At 64.8% G+C, this 19,477-nt stretch carries 16 protein-coding genes; 7 read left to right on the top strand and 9 right to left on the bottom strand.

The window, feature by feature from the left end; genetic code table 11:
• A partial coding sequence (locus AB4Y63_RS09245; RefSeq protein ID WP_441790754.1) for an IS110 family transposase occupies positions 1-948 on the bottom strand: 948 nt, incomplete at its 3' end.
• 269 nt (positions 949-1,217) lie between these two features.
• Between AB4Y63_RS09245 and AB4Y63_RS09240 the strand changes: the two genes are divergently transcribed.
• From AB4Y63_RS09240 to AB4Y63_RS09230, 3 genes are all read left to right on the top strand, one after another.
• Positions 1,218-2,066 (top strand): alpha/beta fold hydrolase, encoded by an 849-nt coding sequence (locus AB4Y63_RS09240; RefSeq protein WP_441790753.1) that lies wholly within the window; start codon positions 1,218-1,220, stop codon positions 2,064-2,066.
• The gene (locus AB4Y63_RS09235) at positions 2,063-2,455 is read left to right on the top strand and encodes a RidA family protein (RefSeq protein WP_441790752.1); all 393 of its coding nucleotides are present in this window, start codon (positions 2,063-2,065) and stop codon (positions 2,453-2,455) included. Before AB4Y63_RS09240 ends, AB4Y63_RS09235 begins: the two co-directional genes overlap by 4 nt.
• A 146-nt stretch (positions 2,456-2,601) precedes the next feature.
• Positions 2,602-3,276: an HAD hydrolase-like protein gene (locus AB4Y63_RS09230; RefSeq protein ID WP_441790765.1), complete on the top strand. Its 675-nt coding sequence runs from the start codon at positions 2,602-2,604 to the stop codon at positions 3,274-3,276.
• 47 nt (positions 3,277-3,323) lie between these two features.
• On the opposite strand, the gene AB4Y63_RS09225 is transcribed toward AB4Y63_RS09230, so the two are convergent.
• The gene (locus AB4Y63_RS09225) at positions 3,324-6,314 is read right to left on the bottom strand and encodes an aminotransferase (RefSeq protein ID WP_441790751.1); all 2,991 of its coding nucleotides are present in this window, start codon (positions 6,312-6,314) and stop codon (positions 3,324-3,326) included.
• 165 nt (positions 6,315-6,479) lie between these two features.
• Between AB4Y63_RS09225 and AB4Y63_RS09220 the strand changes: the two genes are divergently transcribed.
• On the top strand, positions 6,480-7,535 hold the full coding sequence (locus tag AB4Y63_RS09220; RefSeq protein WP_441790750.1) for a DUF2804 domain-containing protein: 1,056 nt from the start codon (positions 6,480-6,482) through the stop codon (positions 7,533-7,535).
• Between the two features lie 402 nt (positions 7,536-7,937).
• Here the strand turns inward: AB4Y63_RS09220 and AB4Y63_RS09215 are convergent, their stop codons facing one another.
• The 6 genes from AB4Y63_RS09215 to AB4Y63_RS09190 all read right to left on the bottom strand — a co-directional run bounded on the left by AB4Y63_RS09215 (position 7,938) and on the right by AB4Y63_RS09190 (position 14,731).
• The gene (locus tag AB4Y63_RS09215) at positions 7,938-8,981 is read right to left on the bottom strand and encodes an N-acetylglucosamine kinase (protein ID WP_441790749.1); all 1,044 of its coding nucleotides are present in this window, start codon (positions 8,979-8,981) and stop codon (positions 7,938-7,940) included.
• Positions 8,981-10,255: a 6-phospho-beta-glucosidase gene (locus AB4Y63_RS09210; protein ID WP_441790748.1), complete on the bottom strand. Its 1,275-nt coding sequence runs from the start codon at positions 10,253-10,255 to the stop codon at positions 8,981-8,983. Before AB4Y63_RS09210 ends, AB4Y63_RS09215 begins: the two co-directional genes overlap by 1 nt.
• Positions 10,256-10,257: 2 nt before the next feature.
• Entirely contained in the window at positions 10,258-11,085 is an 828-nt protein-coding gene (locus AB4Y63_RS09205) for a carbohydrate ABC transporter permease (protein WP_441790747.1), read from the bottom strand.
• Positions 11,085-12,080 carry a carbohydrate ABC transporter permease gene (locus AB4Y63_RS09200; protein WP_441790746.1) on the bottom strand — a complete coding sequence of 332 codons (996 nt, stop codon included), beginning with the start codon at positions 12,078-12,080 and terminating at the stop codon, positions 11,085-11,087. The genes AB4Y63_RS09205 and AB4Y63_RS09200 overlap by 1 nt, the downstream gene beginning before the upstream one ends.
• 1 nt (position 12,081) lies before the next feature.
• Positions 12,082-13,425, bottom strand: coding sequence for an extracellular solute-binding protein (locus AB4Y63_RS09195; RefSeq protein ID WP_441790745.1), 1,344 nt, complete (start codon positions 13,423-13,425; stop codon positions 12,082-12,084).
• A 94-nt stretch (positions 13,426-13,519) separates the two neighbouring features.
• The gene (locus AB4Y63_RS09190) at positions 13,520-14,731 is read right to left on the bottom strand and encodes an ROK family transcriptional regulator (protein WP_441790744.1); all 1,212 of its coding nucleotides are present in this window, start codon (positions 14,729-14,731) and stop codon (positions 13,520-13,522) included.
• Positions 14,732-15,062: 331 nt separating this feature from the next.
• On the opposite strand from AB4Y63_RS09190, the gene AB4Y63_RS09185 reads away from it, so the two are divergent.
• Positions 15,063-15,713: a ScbR family autoregulator-binding transcription factor gene (locus tag AB4Y63_RS09185; protein WP_441790743.1), complete on the top strand. Its 651-nt coding sequence runs from the start codon at positions 15,063-15,065 to the stop codon at positions 15,711-15,713.
• Positions 15,710-16,741 carry a hypothetical protein gene (locus AB4Y63_RS09180; protein ID WP_441790742.1) on the top strand — a complete coding sequence of 344 codons (1,032 nt, stop codon included), beginning with the start codon at positions 15,710-15,712 and terminating at the stop codon, positions 16,739-16,741. The genes AB4Y63_RS09185 and AB4Y63_RS09180 overlap by 4 nt, the downstream gene beginning before the upstream one ends.
• Before the next feature lie 32 nt (positions 16,742-16,773).
• Here AB4Y63_RS09180 and AB4Y63_RS09175 read toward each other — a convergent pair whose 3' ends face one another.
• Complete coding sequence (locus AB4Y63_RS09175) at positions 16,774-17,490, bottom strand: TetR/AcrR family transcriptional regulator (protein WP_441790741.1); 717 nt, start codon at positions 17,488-17,490, stop codon at positions 16,774-16,776.
• Positions 17,491-17,810: 320 nt separating this feature from the next.
• On the opposite strand from AB4Y63_RS09175, the gene AB4Y63_RS09170 reads away from it, so the two are divergent.
• On the top strand, positions 17,811-19,472 hold the full coding sequence (locus tag AB4Y63_RS09170) for an amidohydrolase (RefSeq protein ID WP_441790740.1): 1,662 nt from the start codon (positions 17,811-17,813) through the stop codon (positions 19,470-19,472).
• Positions 19,473-19,477 lie beyond the last annotated feature (5 nt).

Here is a 19,477-nt window from a genome sequence, read left to right as displayed (position 1 = left end):
GGTCTTGCCTTCTTGGGTGCGTTTGGCGACGTAGGAGATGGTTTCGGGATCGCTGTAGTAGCGGTTGAATGCGGTGGTCCGGAGWGCGCGGTTGAGCTGCCGGTCGCCACCGCGGTGGAGCCGGTGCTGGGTCGTGTTCCCTGACGAGGCCGGGATCGGTGCGATTCCGCCGAGCCGGGCGAAGGCGGCTTCTCCGCGTATGCGGCCTTTGTGGGACCAAGTAACGAGGAGTTCCGCGGCGACGAACGGGCCAACACCGGGTTCATCGAGCAGCCAGGCGGCAAGGGCCTTGACGTGCTTGCGGAGGCCYTTCTTGTTGTGTTTGAGTTCACCGGTGCGGCGAATGATTTCCTGGGCTTCCCGGGTTGCTTCCTCGCGGATCGTGGCGATCGCGGCGTCGTCGCTGGGGTGTGTGCGCCACTGGGCGATCTGGCGGATCTGAGCGTCGGTGAGGGACTTGCGGGCATCGATGCCGAGCCAGTGTCCGCGCAGCAGGGCGGTGAGCCGGTTGATGGTCGCCGTCTTGGACTTGCTCATCGCGTTGCGGGCGGTGAGTAGCACGCTCAACGCCGCATGATCGCCRGTGTGGGTGCGGGGCATGACCACTCGTTCGATCGGTAGCGCGAGTGCGTGGCGGGCGGCCAATTCGGCATCGATCTGATCGGTCTTGCCGGCCTGCCGAACACCGCGCTTGGGCGGGCGGATCTCGGCGACGGCGATGCCCTCTCGGGTCAAYAAATCGCAGAATTGGGCGCCGTAGGAGCCGGTGCCTTCCATCGCCGCGAGCAAATCGCCTGGCGCCTCACGCAGCATCCACGCGTGGGCGCGTTTCAGCCCGGCCGGGCTCGTCGGGAACGTCTCGCCGGACTGTTTGACGCCGTGATGATCCAAGACCACCATCGAGTGGGTTTTGGCGTGGGTGTCGACCCCGATGACGTAGTCGAACACCTGTGAGACCTCACGCGTTCGGCGGGGTGGACAAGTCGACAGCAAGACACGTTCCAAAGAACGGTCAGAGATCCGGCGAGTCACACCCCACCGTGCGCATGAGAACCAACCTGCCAGCTGATAGCCAGACCAGCTAGTGACCATTACAGAGATCCGGTGATCGAGTCTCTAGATCGACTCGCGAGGTCTCGACAAGCTCGACCACCATCGCTCTGGCCCCAGTAGTCTGGCTGCCAACCGCGTGAGTTGCGTGGGCGCGAGGGGGACGCATGATCGAACGCAGCGAAGGCTTTCTGAGCGTCGCCGACGGCGAGCAGATCTGGTGCGAATCAGCCGGCACCGGCCCTGACCTCATCTTCTCCCACGGCCTGGGCGGAAATGCTGCGGTCTGGTACCAGCAGCTGCCCTCCTTCGCGCAGCACTACCGGGTGATCACGTGGGATCACCGCGGCTTCGGCCGCTCGACAAACTCGGCGGGCAAGCACGGCCCCGAGTCTTCGATCTCGGACCTGTTGGCGATCATGGATCACTTCGAGGTCGAAAAAGCCCACCTCGTCGGTCAGTCGATGGGTGGCTGGGTGACGCTCGGCACCGCTCTGGCCGCGCCCGATCGCGTTGCCTCGATCGTTCTGGCTTGCACGACCGGCGGCATCCCCGTCGGCTTAGGCCCGCAGGCCGACCCGCCGGTGACGTCGGTGCCGTCGGTGACCCGCTCGGCGACCACGGACCTCGCAGACCGCGCCGCCCGCCCGCTCGGCGAGCACCCGGCCATCGGCGGCCGGCTGCAGAGCCTCGACATGGCCCGCGCCTATCTCTATCAAGCACTCGGCTCGTTCGGTCACCGGCCGGCCGACTCGGAGTTCTTCCGCATCCTGTCGGGCCACACCTTCGATCCGGACGCCCTCGCCGGTCTCGAGATTCCCGCCCTGCTGATCGCCGGAGAGCTCGACGACCTGATGACGCCGGAACGCATCCGCGAGGCCGCCGCGTTCCTTCCGCGGTCCGAGGTCATCGAGATGGCCGATCGCGGCCACTCCCCCTACTTCGAAGATCCCGACACGTGGAATGAGATCGTAGGCACGTTTCTCAAGCGTTCGAGCGATCGGGTTGCAGCATGAGCGAGTCGGCGGGCATCGAGTTCTTCCCGTCCCGCTCGGGGCGGCCGTTCTCCCAGGCCGTGCGCGTCGGTGACGTGCTCTATCTCTCCGGCGAACTCGGTATCCGCGCCGACGGAATGCTCGCCGACGGCTTTGAAGCCCAGGCGCACCAGACCATGCAGAACATCGCCGCGACACTCCGCTCGCTCGGGGCCGACATGACGGATGTCTTCAAAGCGACGATCATGCTGGCCGACATGTCGAGGTGGGAAGCCTTCAACGCGATCTACCTTGAGTATTTCGACGTCGAGCGGCTCCCCTCGCGCAGCGCGTTCGGCACGGCGGGACTCGCCCTCGGCGCGCACCTCGAAGTGGAGTGCTGGGCCTACGTGCCCCGCCTCGCGCATTAATCACCCGTCACCTGGCCTCGAGACTGCCGTTGTCGGAGCCTCACGCGTGCTGAGCCTCCGACAACCGCAGACTCGCGAGGCGAGGTGTAGGCGGGAAGGAGAGAGCGCCGGAATCACGCGGTTTCCCAGACTGGCCACCTAGGATGATGCGAGTGAATCCGACTTTAACGCGCACCTGGAGCGCAATCCTCTTCGACCTCGACGGAACCATCACCGATTCCGCTCCGGCCATCACCAGCTCCCTCGCACACACTTTTGAACTTCTGGGACGCCCAGTCCCGCCCGTCTCCGAGCTGCTTGCCTATGTGGGTCCGCCCCTGCTCGCCGCGTTCCGCGAGTACGCCGGGATGACCGCGACCGAGGCCGACGAGGCGCTTGTCGTCTACCGCGAGCACTACTCGGGCGAGGCGTCGCTCGACACCGCCATCTACCCGGGCATCGCCGGCCTGCTGGAGCGCATCCACGCCGCGGGAATCCCGCTCGCACTGGCCACCAGCAAGCCAGAGTTGAACGCCGTCAAGATTCTGAACCACTTCGACCTGGCGAAGTACTTCACCGTCATCGTCGGCGCCTCCGAAGATGAGGTGCGCAGCGCCAAGGCCGACATCGTCAAGGAAGCGCTCGTGCGTTTGGCGGATGCCGGCGCCGATTTGAGCGCACCGGTCATGGTCGGCGATCGTAGCTATGACGCCGAGGGCGCCGCCGCGAACAACGTGCCGGCGATCCTGGTGGAGTGGGGCTACGGCTCACCGGCCGAGGCCGCCGCGGCGACCGCTGTCGTGCATTCCACCGACCAGCTCGCCAAGCTGCTGCTCGGCTAGCGCCGGCCAGCCTGGCCCCGCCCTGGCTGGCCCCGGCCAGGCTGTGCCTACCAGCCGTGCGTCAGCACCTCGTCGAGCATGTCCACGAAGTAGTCAGCGCTCTCGATCGTGAGGCACAGCGGTGGCTTCACCTTGAGCACGTTCTGGCGCTCCGATGTCGGCTGCACGATGACACCGAGCTCACGCATCCGTTCGCAGATCGCCGCGGTCTCGGCGGCGGCCGGCTCGAGTGTGACGCGGTCCCGCACGAGCTCCACCCCGAGATAGAGCCCCAGCCCGTGCACCGCACCGATGATCGGGTGTTTGTCGCCGAGCGCCGTCAGCCGACTCACCACGTGTTCGCCGACCACCCGGGCGTTCTCCTGCAGCCCCTCGTCGCGCATCACGTCGAGCACGGCGAGACCGGCGACCGAACTGACCGGGCTACCGCCTGCCGAGGAGAAGAAGTTGCCTTCGCGGGCGAGCGACTCCGCGATCTCCCGCCTGGTGATCACCGCGCCGAGCGGATAACCGTTGCCCATGGCCTTCGCGACCGAGATGATGTCGGGCACGACTCCCTGCTGCTGGACTCCCCAGAAGTGGTCACCGAGACGTCCGTAGCCGACCTGCACCTCGTCGGCGATGCAGAGGCCGCCGCGCGCCCGAATGTCGGCGTAGACGCCGGCCAGATAGCCCTCCGGCAGCACCACTCCCCCAGCATTGCCGAGAATCGGCTCGCAGATGAACGCCGCGATCCCCGGCCCGTCGCCGTTCTGCCCAGCACCGTCCCGTCTAGAGCCGCCCAGCGCATCCATCTGCTCGGTGAAGTCGGCGAGATACGCCGCCCCGGCCTGAGCGCCACGGTGCCGGCCCCGATAGGCGTTCGGCGCATCGACCACCTCGACCCAGTCGGGCCGGTTCGCCAACGCGAACGGATTGTCGTAGGCCGACGTCGTGACACCATCCGACGCCATCGTCCACCCGTGATACGCCTCGCGCAGCGCGACGACCGAGCGGCGACCCGTGTGGATCTGGGCCAGACGCAGCGCGAGGTCTACCGCTTCGCTGCCGCTGTTGACCAGGAGCACCGTGTCGAGTGACGGGTCGGGCGCCAACCCGACCAGCCTCTCGCTCAGATCGGCCAAGGCCCGGTAGAGAAAACGCGAGTTGGTGTTGAGCAGCTGCATCTGGTCGAAGACGGCTGCGCTGAGCCGCGGATGGCTGTGGCCGATTGCCGAGACATTGTTCACCATATCGAGATGGCAGCGCCCGTCGGTCGCCACCAGAAATTGCTGCCAGCCGCGCTCGATCTGCGGCGGATGCTCGTAATAGCGCTCCTGCGCGGCGGCGAAGACTCGCTCGCGACGGGCCGTCTCCTGCGTCGGGGCGTCCATCACCGGCAGCGGCGGGAGCCCCAGCAGCGGTGCGGGATCGGGGGCCAGCACGCGCCATGCCTCGCTCCAGCTGGGCGTCGCAAACCGGGGTGGCGTCACCCCGCGGCGGCGGCGTTGCACGATGAGGCGCCCGATCGAGCGCCCTTCGTCGAGCTCCTGGTCGTCGAGGTGGTTCACAGTTCCGATGAGCTGCCCGGCCGCGACCACGGTGCCGGCCGGGACCGCCGCCGTGAGGCCCGTGAGCACCAGTTCCTCGTCGTCGATGCGCAGCACGAGATCGTCTCCGGTCGCCCGTATCACCACCGCCGACAGGGGTGCATGGATACGCGTCGATCCCCCCAGATAAAGCTCGGTGACGGCGGAAAAGCTGTCGGGCTCCATGGCCCGATGCGGGCGACTCCGAGTCAACCGGTGCTGGCCATAGGGAGCGACGGCGACGGCGGTCTCGCGCAGCGCTTCGGCCGCCAACTCCCACTCGACGCCCGGCTGCAGCCATCGGCCATCGTTCAACTGCCGACTCGTCACCGAGAAGTCGAGCATGACGAAATCGCCGGCCGCGATCGCCGCGATCATGGATGCTTCGGCCACAAGCTCGGCACCGGGCACACCGGAGTCCCGTCCAAGCAGCTGACGGATCGCCACCTCCGCTTCGTCGAATCCGATGCGCTGTGCGATATCGAAAACCTGCCATTCGGCGTGCATGCGCTCTTCGGCATAGGTATTGCCGGCTTCAAGCCGGGTCTGATCCTCGCCACTGACGACGAGCACCGCGCCGCGCAGAACCACCAGCGGCCAGATCGCCGAGATCTCGTCGTCGCGAAGCGGAACCACCTCGTTGAAACGACGCACTGCTTCGAAGACCGCGGCGGGATTGCCCGGAACATGAGGGAGAACGGACGACATCGTCACTGCGAGCTCGGCAACCAACCAGCCGGATCCGAGATCACCGAAGTCGATCACGCCGTCGGGGAACAAACGGCCGTTGTCCAGACGCCGGCAGACCACGTTGTCGTCGGTCACATCGCCGTGGATAGGTTGCACCCGCAGCCCCTGAGCCACCGTGTTCAGCCGGTCTGCCGCGCGCTCGGACACCTGACGCACGAGGTCCCGACGCGCCGGGTCTGACATCCGGTCGCTCAGGTGGTCGATGACGGCCGCGGCGTTCCGCAGATCCCATTGCAGCCCTCGATCGAGGCCGTCACCGCTGAAATCTGCCAGGCCGTCGGCCACCACGGCGGCAATCCGGCCCAACTCGCCGATCACGCTCGCGTCGAAGTGTCCCTCATCGACCAGCGATCCACCCGGCAAGAACGAGAACATCCGCACCGGAAGCAGTCCCTCCTCAGCCGACCACCATTGCCGGGTCTGCCCGTTCTTCCCCGGCACCGGAATCGGAACGCGGAATCCCCGATCGGACAGGTGCTGCATGGCCGCCCCCTGGGAGGCCAGCTCGCTTTCGTGGAAGGCAGGGTTGTCGACTTTGAGCAGGTAGCTGCTCGGGCGGCCCGAGTCGTCGACCCCGTCGATTCGGAAATTGCGATCCTGCTGGCTCCCGAGCTCGTCGGCAGTGCCGCTGATCCCAAACAGCTCCGCGGCCATTCGCACGGCGTCGGCCGGAGTGGCGGCGGGTCGAACGAGCGGCGGACCGTCGAAGAAATTGAACACCGGCAACTCGTTTCGTAGAAGACTCGCCGACAGCTTCGGTGCCGCCGGCTGCAATGAATCTATCTTCCGGGCGGCATCCGCTGCCAGCTCGCCCGAGCGCGCCACACGCCCCTCACGGGGGGCAGCCTCCCGGCCGAGTACCCCCTCCCCGCATAGGGTAAAGGGATGTCCTCCGTGCCCGAACACGAAATCATTGCACCCGTCGACCTCACCGTGCCGGGGGGCCGGCTGAACAAACACGCCATCGGTTGGTCGCGCCACCTGTGGCACAACACCGACCGAATCGGCCGGGGCTTCTACGGCTGGGGGCGCAACAAGCGCTGGGAATACTGGGGAATCGTCACCCCGACGCACATCATCGGCGTCACCGTCTCCGCTCTCGACTACGCCTCGGTGAACGAGCTCTGGGTTCTCGATCGCAACACGCTGACGCCGATCCAGGAGTCCGTGATCACTCCGCTCTCTCGGGCCGTGACGCTTCCCGGCACGCTCCGCGGTGGGCCGGCGACGGCACGCACCAAGACCCTCACGATCGACATCGATGAGGTCGACGGCGGCACCAGCATCCGTGCGGTCAGTCCCCGGGTGAGCGTCGACCTCGTCGCCCTGCGCCCCGCACAGCATGAGGCGCTCGGCGTTGTCGTGCCCTGGTCGTACCGCTTGTTTCAATACACGGTGAAGGATGTCGCTCTGCAGGTGCGCGGCAGCATCACCGTCGACGGTGTCACCCACGATGTTTCCGACGCGAACTCCTGGGGGGTTCTCGATCATGGGCGCGGCCGCTGGCCCTACCGGATGACCTGGAACTGGGGCGCCGGCTCCGGGGTCGTCAACGGCCACGTGATCGGTCTGCAGCTGGGTGGAAAGTGGACCGACGGCACGGGCTCCACCGAGAACGCAATCGTTGTCGACGGGCGCCTCCACAAAATCAGTGAAGATCTCGAGTGGGACTACGACCCCACCGATTTTCTCGCCCCCTGGGCCATTCGGGGCGATGGCGTCAACGTGATCTTCACGCCGTTCTACGAGCGCGTCGCGTCGAGCAATGCCTACGTCATTTCTTCGAACACCCATCAGTGCTTCGGACACTATTCCGGCACCGTCACCGTGACCGATACCGGCGCCGACACACACACCGAGGACGGCGTCGACGTTGAACCAATTGTCGTGAGTGTCGACGGGCTCGTCGGCTGGGCTGAGCACGTACAGAACCGCTGGTAAATTCCGCACTGCCGGCCCGCGCATTCCTGTTCGAATGCCGCTCCCTACCGTTGTCTGTGCTGGTCGAGTGCGATTTTCAGTGTTCGGCGACGCTGAAACCGCCTTCGGGAGTTTCCCAGCTTTCGTGCGGCCGAGCCGTCACGTTTCCACAGGGCGACACGCCCGGCGCGGCATGACGCCGCGCCCACTGCGAGTTGTGCACCGAGTTACCCACAACCTTTCCACCTGTGGATAACTCTGTGGAGAACACTGTGAGAAACGACGAAAACCCCCGTTAACCAGTGGATAACCGGCCGGATGGGTGTGGATAACTACACGCGTGTAGTTCGAATGTTTTCGCCGAGACCCCAGATTTTCACTCGAAATCTGCGGCAATTCACAGGGCTCAGAGTTCTCCACAGATCATCCACCACTGTGGATAACTCCAGCCGCGGCGTGTTCTGCGGCGAGTCGTTGCCCGGCCTCGTGTCGTCCGACACTCTCGAGGGCCAAAATTGCGGCCCCGACGATCGGCGGCGCCGTCACGAGGCGAACGCGCGCCAGTGGCGCCCGCTCGGCCAGACCGGTTTCTACGCCGTGCATCAGGCGCCGATCGGCTGCCGCAAGCACGCCGCCACCGAGTACGACCGGAACGTCCCGATCAGATAGATCGAGCCGAGTCAGGGCCGCCGAGACCATCAGAACGATCTCCTCGGCCAGCCGATCAACCAGGGCACCGGCAATCTCATCCCCGGCGCGAGCCGCACTGAAGACGTCGGGGCAGAGCCGCGCGAGATCGCTCGACGGGATGGCGCCGAGATGCAACGCCTCCACGACCTCGAGCAGGGATTCGCGGCCGAGCGTCGCCGGAATCAGAGAGCTCAACACCGTTGCCGGCCCCCGCCCGTCCAGAGCCCGTGCCGCGTGCCAGAGGGCGCTCTCACCCAGATGCCAGCCGCCGCCCCAATCACCGGAGATCATGCCGAGCGCCAGAAAGCGCGCAACCTCGCCGTCGGAGCGCACACCGATGCAGTTGATCCCCGTCCCGCAGATGAGGGCAACGGCATCGGACTCCAAGGTTCCGGCCCGCAGCAGCGCGAGCAAGTCGTTGTCGATGACGACCGGCTCGCCCGTCACGCCGCGCGCCCACGCGCGGCGCTCCACCACCTCTCGAAACTGCTCGATCTCGACCGGAAGGTCGAGCCCCGATAAGTAGATGTTCGTGCGCAGAAGAGGGAGCGCGGCGGGGCCAGCGGTCACTTCCTGCACGAGCTCATCGATCAGTTCCACCACGCGCTCAACCCCGAGGAGTTGGGGGTTCGAACCCGGACCGGTCGCTCGCGCGAGCACGGTACCGTCGAGCCCGATCGCCCAGACGTCGGTCTTCGATCCGCCGCCGTCGACCGCGATCACCATTCCATCGCCGGGCTCACCGCTTCGGGCAGTGGTGCCGACCGGCACAGCCATCACCGTGCCCACGCCAGAAACTGGCCGTTGCCGGCGAGCAGCAGGTCGGTCAACTTCTCGGCCTTGTCGAATTGCCCCACGAGCGGATGCGCGAGCATCGCCCGCAGCGTTCGGTCACGGCCCCCGTGAATTGCGGCGTCCAGGGCCAGCCGCTCGTAGCCGGCCACCGCCGAGATCAACCCACGGATGTCGTCGGGCACCGGCGCGATCGGCAGGGCTGTGACCCCGTTGGTGCCGACCGTGGCCGGAACTTCGATCACATGGTCGTCGGGCAGGAACGGCAGTGCCCCGCCGTTTCGCAGATTGACCACCTGAACATCACCCCGATTCGAGGTGAGCGACGCCAGCAGATCGACTGCGGCCTCGGAGTAGAAGGCTCCCCCGCGCTGCGCCAAGAGCTCTGGCTTGGTGTTCATGCTCAAATCGGCATAGATCTCAAGGAGCGCATTTTCCACCTGATGAACCGCCTCCGCACGGCTCGGACCGGCCAGCTGCTCCCGCAGCACTTCGTCGTGCGCGTAGTAGTAGCGCAGGTAGTACGACGGCACATTCCCCAAAAGGGATATAACGGATCGTGGCAGCTCGATCTCTTCGGCGAGCTCGCCGAGGTGCGTGCCCAGCAGCTCGGGCAGGACGTCGCGACGCCCTCTCGCCCGGTCATCCACCCACACCTCTCGCTCCCAGGTGAGATGGTTCAAGCCGACATGCCCGAGGCTGACGGAGCGGTGGTCTACGCCGAGCAGCGCCGCGAAGCGGCGTTGAAAGCCGATGGCCACATTGCAGAGTCCGACCGCGCGGTGGCCCTCGTTCAACAGCGCCCGTGTCACGATGCCGACCGGGTTCGTGAAGTCGATGATCCACGCATCCGGCTTGGCATGCTTCCGCACCGTCTCGGCGACGCCCAGAACCACCGGAACCGTGCGCAATGCTTTGGCCAAGCCACCGGGGCCGGTGGTCTCCTGCCCGATGCAGCATTCGGCGTGCGGAAAAGTCTCATCGCCGTGACGCGCAGTTTGACCGCCGACCCGCAACTGAATCAGCACGGCATCGGCATCCGAGACACCGGCAACCAGGTCGGTCGTCGCCATGATGCGACCGGGGTGGCCGGCCGCCTGAAACATGCGCTGAGACATCCCAGCCACGAGGGCGAGCCGATCGGGGTTGGTGTCGATCAGCCACAACTCTTCAACGGCGAGCGTTTCCGACAATCTTGCGAAGCCGTCGATCAGTTCGGGTGTGTAGGTGGATCCGCCACCGACAACAGCGAGTTTCATGGTTATCCCTTCACGCCGGTCATTGTGATGCCCTCGACGAAGACGCGCTGAGCGAAGAAGAAGATGATGACGACCGGCACCATCACGAGCACCGTCATCGCCATGGTCAGACCCCAGTCGGTGCCGTGGATGCCTCGGAACGATGCGAGCCCATAGGCGACCGGCCACCAGTCCGAATTTTCAGAGGTGTAGAGCAGTGGGCCGAAGTAGTCGTTCCAGGAGTGGAAGAACATGAAGATGGCCGTTGCAGCGATTCCCGGCTTGGCCATCGGGATGACCACGCGGGTGAGCACCTGAATCTCTGAGCATCCGTCGACCCGTGCGGCATCCGCGTATTCCTTCGGAATCGTCAGGAAGAACTGACGCAGCAGGAAGATCGAAAAGGCGTCTCCGAGCAGGTTCGGCAGGATCAGCGGCCACAGGGTTCCGGTCAGGCCGGCGCCTGACCACATCACGTACACCGGAATCGCCGTCACCTGCGGCGGGAGCAGCATGGCGACGATGATCGCGGTGAAGAGCAGGTTTGAGCCTCGGAATTTGATCTTCGCCAGCGCATACGCGGCCGGCACGCTCGCGACGAGCATGAATGCCGTCGCCAACGTTGCGTAAAGCGCCGAGTTCGCGAACCAGCGCATCAACGGCACCTGGGTGAATACGTTCAGGTAGTTGCTCCACTGCACCGGGTTCGGCCAGAGCGAAGCGGTCAGGGTTTGCTCACTCGACATCAGCGAGGTGAGCACCACAAAGACGATCGGGGCGATAAAGAGCACAGCAAGGGTGATGAGCAGAGCATGCTCACTGACCCAGTAGAGGCCGCGTCGAGTCTTCATCAGGCAGCTCCCTCCGGGGTGAAGGCCTTGAATCGGCGCAGCAACAGCACCAGAATCACCGCCGATACGACAAACAGCAGCACGGCCAGGGCCGACGCGTAGCCGAGTTGATATTGACTGAACCCGCGCACATAGAGCCACTCGGTGTACGTCAGCAAGGAGTTACCCGGATAGCCGAGGTTGTTGCCGGTTCCCTCACCGACCACGGCCTTGCCCGAGGCCACCCCCGACGCGACCGCTGCCTCAGTGAAATATTGCAGCGCGGCGATGATTCCGGTGACCAGGGCGAACAAGAGCACCGGGGTGATGTTCGGAAATGTCACGTAGCGCAACTGCTGGAGACCGTTGGCCCCATCGAGCGAGGCCGCCTCATACTGCTCGCGCGGGACATCCAGCAGCGCAGCGAGAAAGATGATCATGATGTCGCCCATCACCCAGATGGCCAGCAACAGAAGCGATGGCTTCGACCATGCCGGGTCGTTGAACCAGAGCGGCCCCTGAATGCCGAAGAAGCGCAGTATCTGATTCACCGGCCCGGTGCCCGGGTTGAACAGAAAGACGAACGCGACGACCGATGCGACCGGGGGAACCAGCGCCGGAAGGTAGAACAGGGTGCGCCAGACCCCTGTCGCCTTTCGAGCCCTGGCCAGCAATCCGGCAATCATCAGGGCGAAGATGATTTTCACCGGCACCATGATCGTCACGAACCAGAGTGTGTTGATCGCCGAGATGACGACCTTCGGGTCTTTGGTGAAGAGGTACTCGTAGTTGCGCAGACCGATCCATTCCGGCGGCGAGACGAGATCGTAGCGAGTGAATGAGTAGTAGACGGATGCGACCAGCGGGTAGACAAAGAAGATCAGCAGCCCGAGCAACGCCGGAGTGAGCAGCGCGAGCGTGACCAGCTTGCGACGCAGGCGGTACCTCGGGGTGCGAACGGCGGTCACCGTCTGCACCCCGAGAACGCCCGGCACGGTCTCGGTGGTCGCGGTCATGTTACGGACCGCTCACAAGCGCGATTGAGTCGTTGATCTGCTTGTCGATTTCTTGCAGCGATGCGGTCAGATCGGCTGACGGGTCGGTCTGATAGATGTTCCACCAGTCCTGGAAGGACTGCTGATAGCCGGCCCCCACTGGGCTCGGCGGCGTGGTCGTCGTGTGCTGATTCTCTGAGATATCGAGGAATGTCTGGAATTGCGGCGAGACTTCGAGGTCACTCGAGGTGAGCGCCGCGTGGGTGGTCGGCACGTTCTTCAGCCCGTTCGACAGCTTGACCACCGCTGCGGTGTCGGTGGTGAGGTATTTCATGAGCGCCCAGGCGAGTTCCGGATTCTTTGAACCCTTCGAGATTCCGGCGATATTTCCGGTGATGTAGCCGCCGCCATAGAGTTCGGTGTGAGCATCGGCGGTCGGGAACGGGGCGGTGCCGTAGTTGAGCTCTGGCGCCTGATCGTCGATAAACGCGGTGCGGTACTCGCCGTCCATGTTCATCGCGACCTGACCAGTCTGAAATGCGTTGTCGGCCGAGAACTCCTGGCCGAGACCCGACGTGAACGTGTTGAGCTTGTCCCAGCCGATCTTCTGCACATACGCCGTCTGCCAATTGATCAGGTCTGGCCAGCCGGGATCAGTTCCGATGGCCGAGCTGCCGTCGGCGTTCAACCATTCGGCACCGGCCGCTGGGCCGTAATGCGCCGGAGCGTTCTCGTACCAACCCATTGTCGGGTTGAAGCCGAGGGTCTTGATCGACCCGTCTGCGTTGTAGGTGGTGAGCGCGTCGGCCATCGTCTCGAGCTCGCTCAGGGTCTTCGGCGGTTCGGTGAAGCCGGCCGCACTCAGCAGATCCTTGTTGTAGTAGAGGCCGTAGACATCCGCCAGCACGGGCATGCTGCAACGGGTTCCGTCGAACTCGGTATAGCTCTTCACGGTGTCGGTGAACTGGCTCATGTCCACGTTGTCGCGCTTGATCACGTCGGTGAGGTCGCGGAAAGCACCGGTCGAACAGAAGTTTCCGACGATGTCGGTGGAGTAGGAAAGGCCGAGGTCGACGGTGCTGCCCGTGGAAATCGCCTTGCGCAGTTTCTCGTCGTCTTGGCCAGGGTGAACCGTCACTTTCACCTGGGGGTTGGCTTTCTCGAAATCATCGACGACCGACTGGATGACGTCGGCCTCACGGTCTGAAAAGAAATGCCAGAACGACACGGTGCCGGAGAGGTCCGTCGGGGTCTCTGTCGCAAAATCGCTTCCTGAGCCTCCGGATGTGCATCCACTCAAGATGAGGGCAGATGCGGCGGCGAGGGCAATGACTGGAAGGTGGAGCCGGGCTGATCGCTTGTTCATTTCTTCCTGCCTCTATTTCTCTGCGTCATGACCAAGAAAGAAAATCCGCTACATCGCGGGGTTCGCGGCATGACCGGGGTGGTTGTGGATGGAGTTAGGGGGTTGCGATGCGTTCGACGTCACGCAGCAGGCGTTCCCGCACCTCGGCGACCAGCACCGCACGGGCACCGGTGAGCACGGGATAAGCGGCGACGGTGGACGCAACGACGACGGGCGCCCAGCGCGAAGTGCGTCGCAGATGCGCCTGCACGCGCTCGGCAAGCTGGTCGCCGCCGGCGATGCCGGTGGGGCCGCCGAGAACGACGACTTCGGGGTCGAGCACGGCGAGAACAGGGATCACGCCGAGGGCGATACGGGGTGCCAGCTCCGCGATCAGGTGTTCGCGCGGGCCCGGCGCGGCGCCCTTGCCCACCTGTTCGACGCCGAACTGTTTGATCAGCGAGGAGAAGCCACGACCACGAAGGCCGTGGTCCCGGGCGAGACGCACGACCGCGGGGCCGCCGATCAGATCTTGGAGGTCGTCGGCATCCGGATCGAACTGGGCCGCCGCTTTCGGAACAGGAAGGTAGCCAATCTCGCCGGCGCCCCCGCCGGCGCCGCGGTGCAGGGTGCCTCCGAGATCGACGGCCAAACCGAGGCCGGGTCCCATCCAGAGCAGCGCGAACCCGCTCGCGTCGGCCACCGCACCGCCTCGGCGCTCGGCCAGGGCGGCGAGATTGACGTCGTTCTCGATGGTCACCGCGATGCCGAGGGAGTCCTCAAGAAGCTTGCGCACTCCGATTCGCGGCCAGCCAGGAAGCGTATCGGTGAAGCTGAGCTCGTCAGTGCGGGGGTCGATCGCGGCCTGAACGCCCACGCACACGAACTGCACGGCCGCACGGTCTGCACCGTTCGCGGCACAGGCCGCGTCGATCGCGGTGCGCACATCCGAGACTGCCGACCGCCCCTTGGCTTGGCGCTGTACCGGGATTTCGACGATCGGGTGCACGGATCCGCTGGCATCGACGAGTGTTGCCGCGATCACCGTGGCACTGATATCGACGGCGATGCCAAGCACCCGGTCGACCCGCACGCCGTAGCTCGCCGCGTTGGGTCCGCGCCCCGCCGAGACCTCGCCGACCGCGTGAATGAGGCCGGCCTCATTCAATCGCTGCACCATCTGCGAGGCGGTGGGCTTCGAGAGTCCGGAGAGCTCACCGATTCGGTTGCGGGTCAAAGGCCCGTGTGTGAGTAGCAGCGACAGCGCGGTGCGATCGTTCGTCGCACGCAGCCATGCCGGGGTTCCTTGAATTGTCTTCGTTGACATCAATCGCATCCTCGCGTTGTCGTTGCCGAGAATGTATCAGGAAAGTTTCTTAACAGAAAGACCCCCCGTCAGGAAAGTGTTCATGATTGCGCAATCGTCACTCGCGCGAAGGCCCACCGACTGACGACCATTTGCTCAGCCACTTGCCAGTCTGACAAAAATACCGTCTGGTATCTTTTGACGACGGGGACACAAGTGGGGCGGACTAGCGCGATCGTGGGCGGTGGAACTTCACTGGCCGTACCGGCCGGACCGGCCACGATCGCGCAGCGTGACCATCGACACAGCATCGGCGATTAAGCTGAACGTGAGTCTGAAGTCGAGGAGCGTGATGGCGCAACAAAAGCGTGCCACCGACACCCGAGAATCCATCGTCACGGGTGCGGCAACGGTGTTCCAGTCGCAGGGCTACGGCCTCGCGTCGCTGGCCGACATTGCCGCGGCATCGGGTGTCACCAAGGGCGCCCTCTACTTTCATTTCGACTCGAAAGAGGCGATCGCTCGCGCCGTGATCGACGCGCAACACGCGCTGGCCCACACCATCGGCGTCGCCCTCCGCGAGTCGGGCACGACCGGCATCGCCGCTGCCGTGACTGCCTCGTTTCTGGTCGCCCGGCAGCTTCGGGAGAACCCGATCGTGCGAGCCGGAATCCGGTTGACCCTCGAAGGATCAAGCTTTCAGACCCCTGTGGTTGGGCCGTATCTCGATTGGATTGGCTGGATCGAGGGGTATCTTGCCGATGCCGCCGCCCTGGGCGACCTCACGGCTGACGTCAGCCCGTCGATGATGGCGCATTTCATCATCCCCGCCTTCACCGGCGTGCAGATGGTCTCCGAGGTTCTCACCCACCGCGAGGATATCTATCAGCGGGTGGAGGAGCTGTGGTTGCTGTTGCTTCCCGGCGCCGTTCCCCCTGACCGGTGGGAGCAGATTCGCGCTCTGCTCGCTCGCACCCGTCGTGAGGTCAGCGAGCAACAATGAACCTCCCGCACCCCTGGTCTGCTGCATCAGCCCTCGCGCTGATCGGAACAGACCCGGGGGTGCGACGGGTCTACCTTGCGAGCTATCGCGGGGATGGCGACGCGCTTGTCGCATTGACCGAAGTCGTCGCTACAGAGGCACGAGTCGATGCGGCAGTGGCCTCCGACGCCAACACCGAGTCCAACTCTGACGCAGCATCCGACATCGCCGGGGCAGAGGCGGCGGAGCTTCGGCATCTTCGAGACCTCGCCTACGGACGCCCCACCGCGTTGACCGCGGGCACCGAGCGCGACCTCGCCACCGAACGCCTCGCTGCCATCAGCGCAGCAGAGCACCGTCGCAGTGCCGATGTCTATGCGGCCCTCAACCGGATGAAAGACGTGCTCACCGAAGGCGGGCCGCCGGAACCTACCCGTTCAGAGCCAATCGATGTCGAGACGCCTGACGCATCGGAGATGTCAGGCGCGGAGGCGTCCAATCAGGCATCCTCTGCACCTTCTCCCCCGGCTTCACGCGTGTCGTTTCCCCCACGAGTTCTGCTCATCGCAACCCTGGCGGCGGGCATCGTCATCGGAATCGGCGTCGGGCTGGCTTCAGCCATCGGCTTCGAGAACCCGGTCAGCACCTCGGCGCCCACGGATGCCGCGATACTGAGCGCACCATCCGACCTGCTGACGCTCACCCGATTTCCGGGCAACGTGACCGCTGCCGACACCTGGTTCGCCCGGGCCCAAACCGAAGTCGACGTGTTCAACGGTTTCATCATCTTCGAGGACGAGCGAGTGGACTTGGAATCCAGTCGGTTCGCCGGAACCACGGCGAGCGACTGGCGAATCTGGGTCGCCAGAACTCCGTCGAAGGGATTCTGTTTGATCGGCCGTCACGCTGCGGAAACAGTCCACGCCTCATCCACTCAGAAGGCCTGCGTATCGCGTGCCAAGTTCGAGCAATCAAGCGTGCGCCTCGAACTCGATTCCACGACCGTGGTCTGGAACGGAAAGACGCTTCTCACGTCGATCCGATGGTGAGCCGGGCGGCCCCGCACGAGCAACTGGGGTGCTCAGGCCTGCCCGGCAGCGGCCCGTTCGCGCGCCCGGGCACCTGCGCGTTCAGCGGCATCCATCAGCTCATTGATACCCATAAAGTAGATTTCCCTGTCCGTCAGAGCAGTGAGCTCCTCGCGCAAGGCCGATATCTGCGGGTGCGAGGCCGCCGTCACGGGGAGGGTGCGTCCCCACCAGGGCGTGGATTGTTCGGGCTGAATCGTGCTCGAGAGGCTGTGCGCACGCGCGATGCCTGAAGCGTAAGAGAGCACGTACGTGGAGAGCGCCCCGTAGTGCCGCACGAGCTCGTCGCCCTCGAGGCCGGTTTGCGCATACGCGTCGAGCATGAGCTCAACGGTGTCCAGCTCTGCGGGACCCTCTGTGCTGAAGACGATCGCCTCCAGGCCCACCGCCGGATACATCACAAACACGTCGAGTGTTGCCGTGCTCAGTTGAGTGAGTCGCTCTCGCCACTGTTCACGCGGCGCGGTCACTCGCGCGAGGCACATCGCGATCAAGCGATCGAGGAGGGCCTGCATCAAACCCTCCTTGCTCCGGAAATGGCGGTAGATCGCGGTCGGCGCCGCATCGAGCATTGCGCCGAGATCTCGCACTGACACGGTGGCCATTCCCGGCTGGGACGCAATTCGAAGCCCCGCTTCGATGATCGATTCCGCGTCGAGGCGCGCCCGTTCCTTTGTCGTTGCCCGACCATTGTCCTCGACAGTTTTCATCGACCCCTCGGCTTTCTTCCTGTGAATCAGTCAATCGATCCTTACGGAGACTGTCGACTCGTGGGTTGCAGCAGTCCCCGCAGTACAGCTTGTCACGCAGTGTCCCACAAGATCACGATTGTGAACAGTGTTGTAAACACCGTTCACACTAAATACGACGCCGAGGAGAACCCACGACCTCCCCGAACGCTCCGCACCAGTAACCAAAAGATCACGATTGTGAACAGTGTTGTAAACACTGTTGACACCCAAGTTACGCTCCCGCTAGTCTCCTGAAATCTGGTCGGCAACGGTGCCGCATCGAGCGCGAGGAGTGTGTCGTGGCAGTACTTGCAGATCTGATTTACACGGGCGGCTGGATCTTCACCGCCCATTCGAACGCACCAGAGCGGATGGCCGTGGCCGTCACCGACGGCGTAATCACTGCCGTCGTGCCCGAGAGCGAGACCACGGCGCTCACCGGACCGACCACCCAGGTCATCGACCTGAAAGGTGGACTTCTCGTTCCCGGATTCCAAGATGCTCACATCCACCCGGTCTTCGGCGGCGTCGAGCTACTGCAGTGCGATCTGTCCGGCTCCGAAAACGCCGAAGAAGCGGTCGCGCGAATCGCCGCGTACGCCCAGGCGAACCCCGACGTCGAGTGGATTCTCGGCGGCGGTTGGTCAATGGATCATTTCCCGGGCGGTAACCCAACCCGAGGCCTGATCGATGCGGTCGTTTCCGACCGCCCCGTGCTGGTGGCCAGTCGCGATCACCACAGCACGTGGGCCAACACGAAGGCATTCGAACTCGCCGGCATCACCGCCGCCACCCCCGACCCCGCCGATGGCCGGGTTGAGCGAGAGGCAGATGGAACGCCAGCCGGCGCCCTGCAGGAAGGCGCCTCCGCACTCTTTGACGCAGTTCGCCCCGAGGTCAATGCAGAACAGGGCTACCAGGGGCTGCTGCGCACCCAGTCCGAGCTCTTCGCGCTCGGCATCACCGGCTGGCAGGATGCCGCGGTCGGCACTGCGTTCGGGATGCCCGATTCGATGCCCATCTACGAACGCGCCATCAACGACGGCACCCTGCTCGCCCACGTCGTGGGCGCACAGTGGTGGGACCGCAGTGCCGGCATTGAGCAGGTGCACGAGAAGATCGAGCGCCGCGACGCCGTCGCTGCCCGATTCCCGGGCAAGGAACTCGACTTCAGCACCGTCAAGATCATGGTCGACGGCGTCGCCGAGAACCAGACCGCGGCCATGAATGCTCCCTACCGCGACTCGCACGGCCACGACACCGACAATTCCGGCCTGTCGTTCATCGACCCCGAATTGCTCAAGCAGTACGTCACGGCCCTGGATGCCGCCGGCTTCCAGGTGCACTTCCACGCGCTCGGTGACCGTGCGGTGCGCGAAGCACTCGACGCCGTCGAGGCCGCCCGCGCGGCCAATGGCCCGAGTGACAACCGTCACCACCTGGCTCATCTGCAGGTCGTTGCTGCCGCAGAGACCGCCCGCTTCGCCCCGCTCGACGCCGTGGCAAACATCCAGTCGCTCTGGGCTGTTCACGAGGCGCAGATGGACGAGCTCACCCTGCCGTTCCTTCCCGACGATTCCGAAGAGCACCACTACCCGTTCGGTGAACTTCGTTCCCACGGCGCCCGGCTCGCAGCAGGCAGCGACTGGCCGGTCTCGAGCGCCAACCCGATCGACGCCATCCACATCGCGGTCAACCGGGCCAAACCTGGCTCGACCAATGAACCGCTCGGTCCGCCGACTCAGAAACTTGATCTGGCGACGTCCCTCACCGCGTACACGGCGGGAACCGCCTTCGTGAACCACCGCGACCACGACACCGGGGCCATCGTTCCCGGCTACGTGGCCAATCTGGTTGTGCTCGAACCCAACCCGTTCGAGCTCGATCCGAGCGAAATCTACACAGCATGCGTCACCTCGACCTGGGTGCGCGGCACCCAGGTTTATGCCCGCAGCAATTAGTGCCC

It is taken from the genome of Leifsonia sp. YAF41, from assembly GCF_052113185.1.
Taxonomy (GTDB): Bacteria; Actinomycetota; Actinomycetes; order Actinomycetales; family Microbacteriaceae; genus Cryobacterium.
Note: the sequence above shows the minus strand (reverse complement) of the source record. Positions and strands in the feature narration are given on the sequence as shown.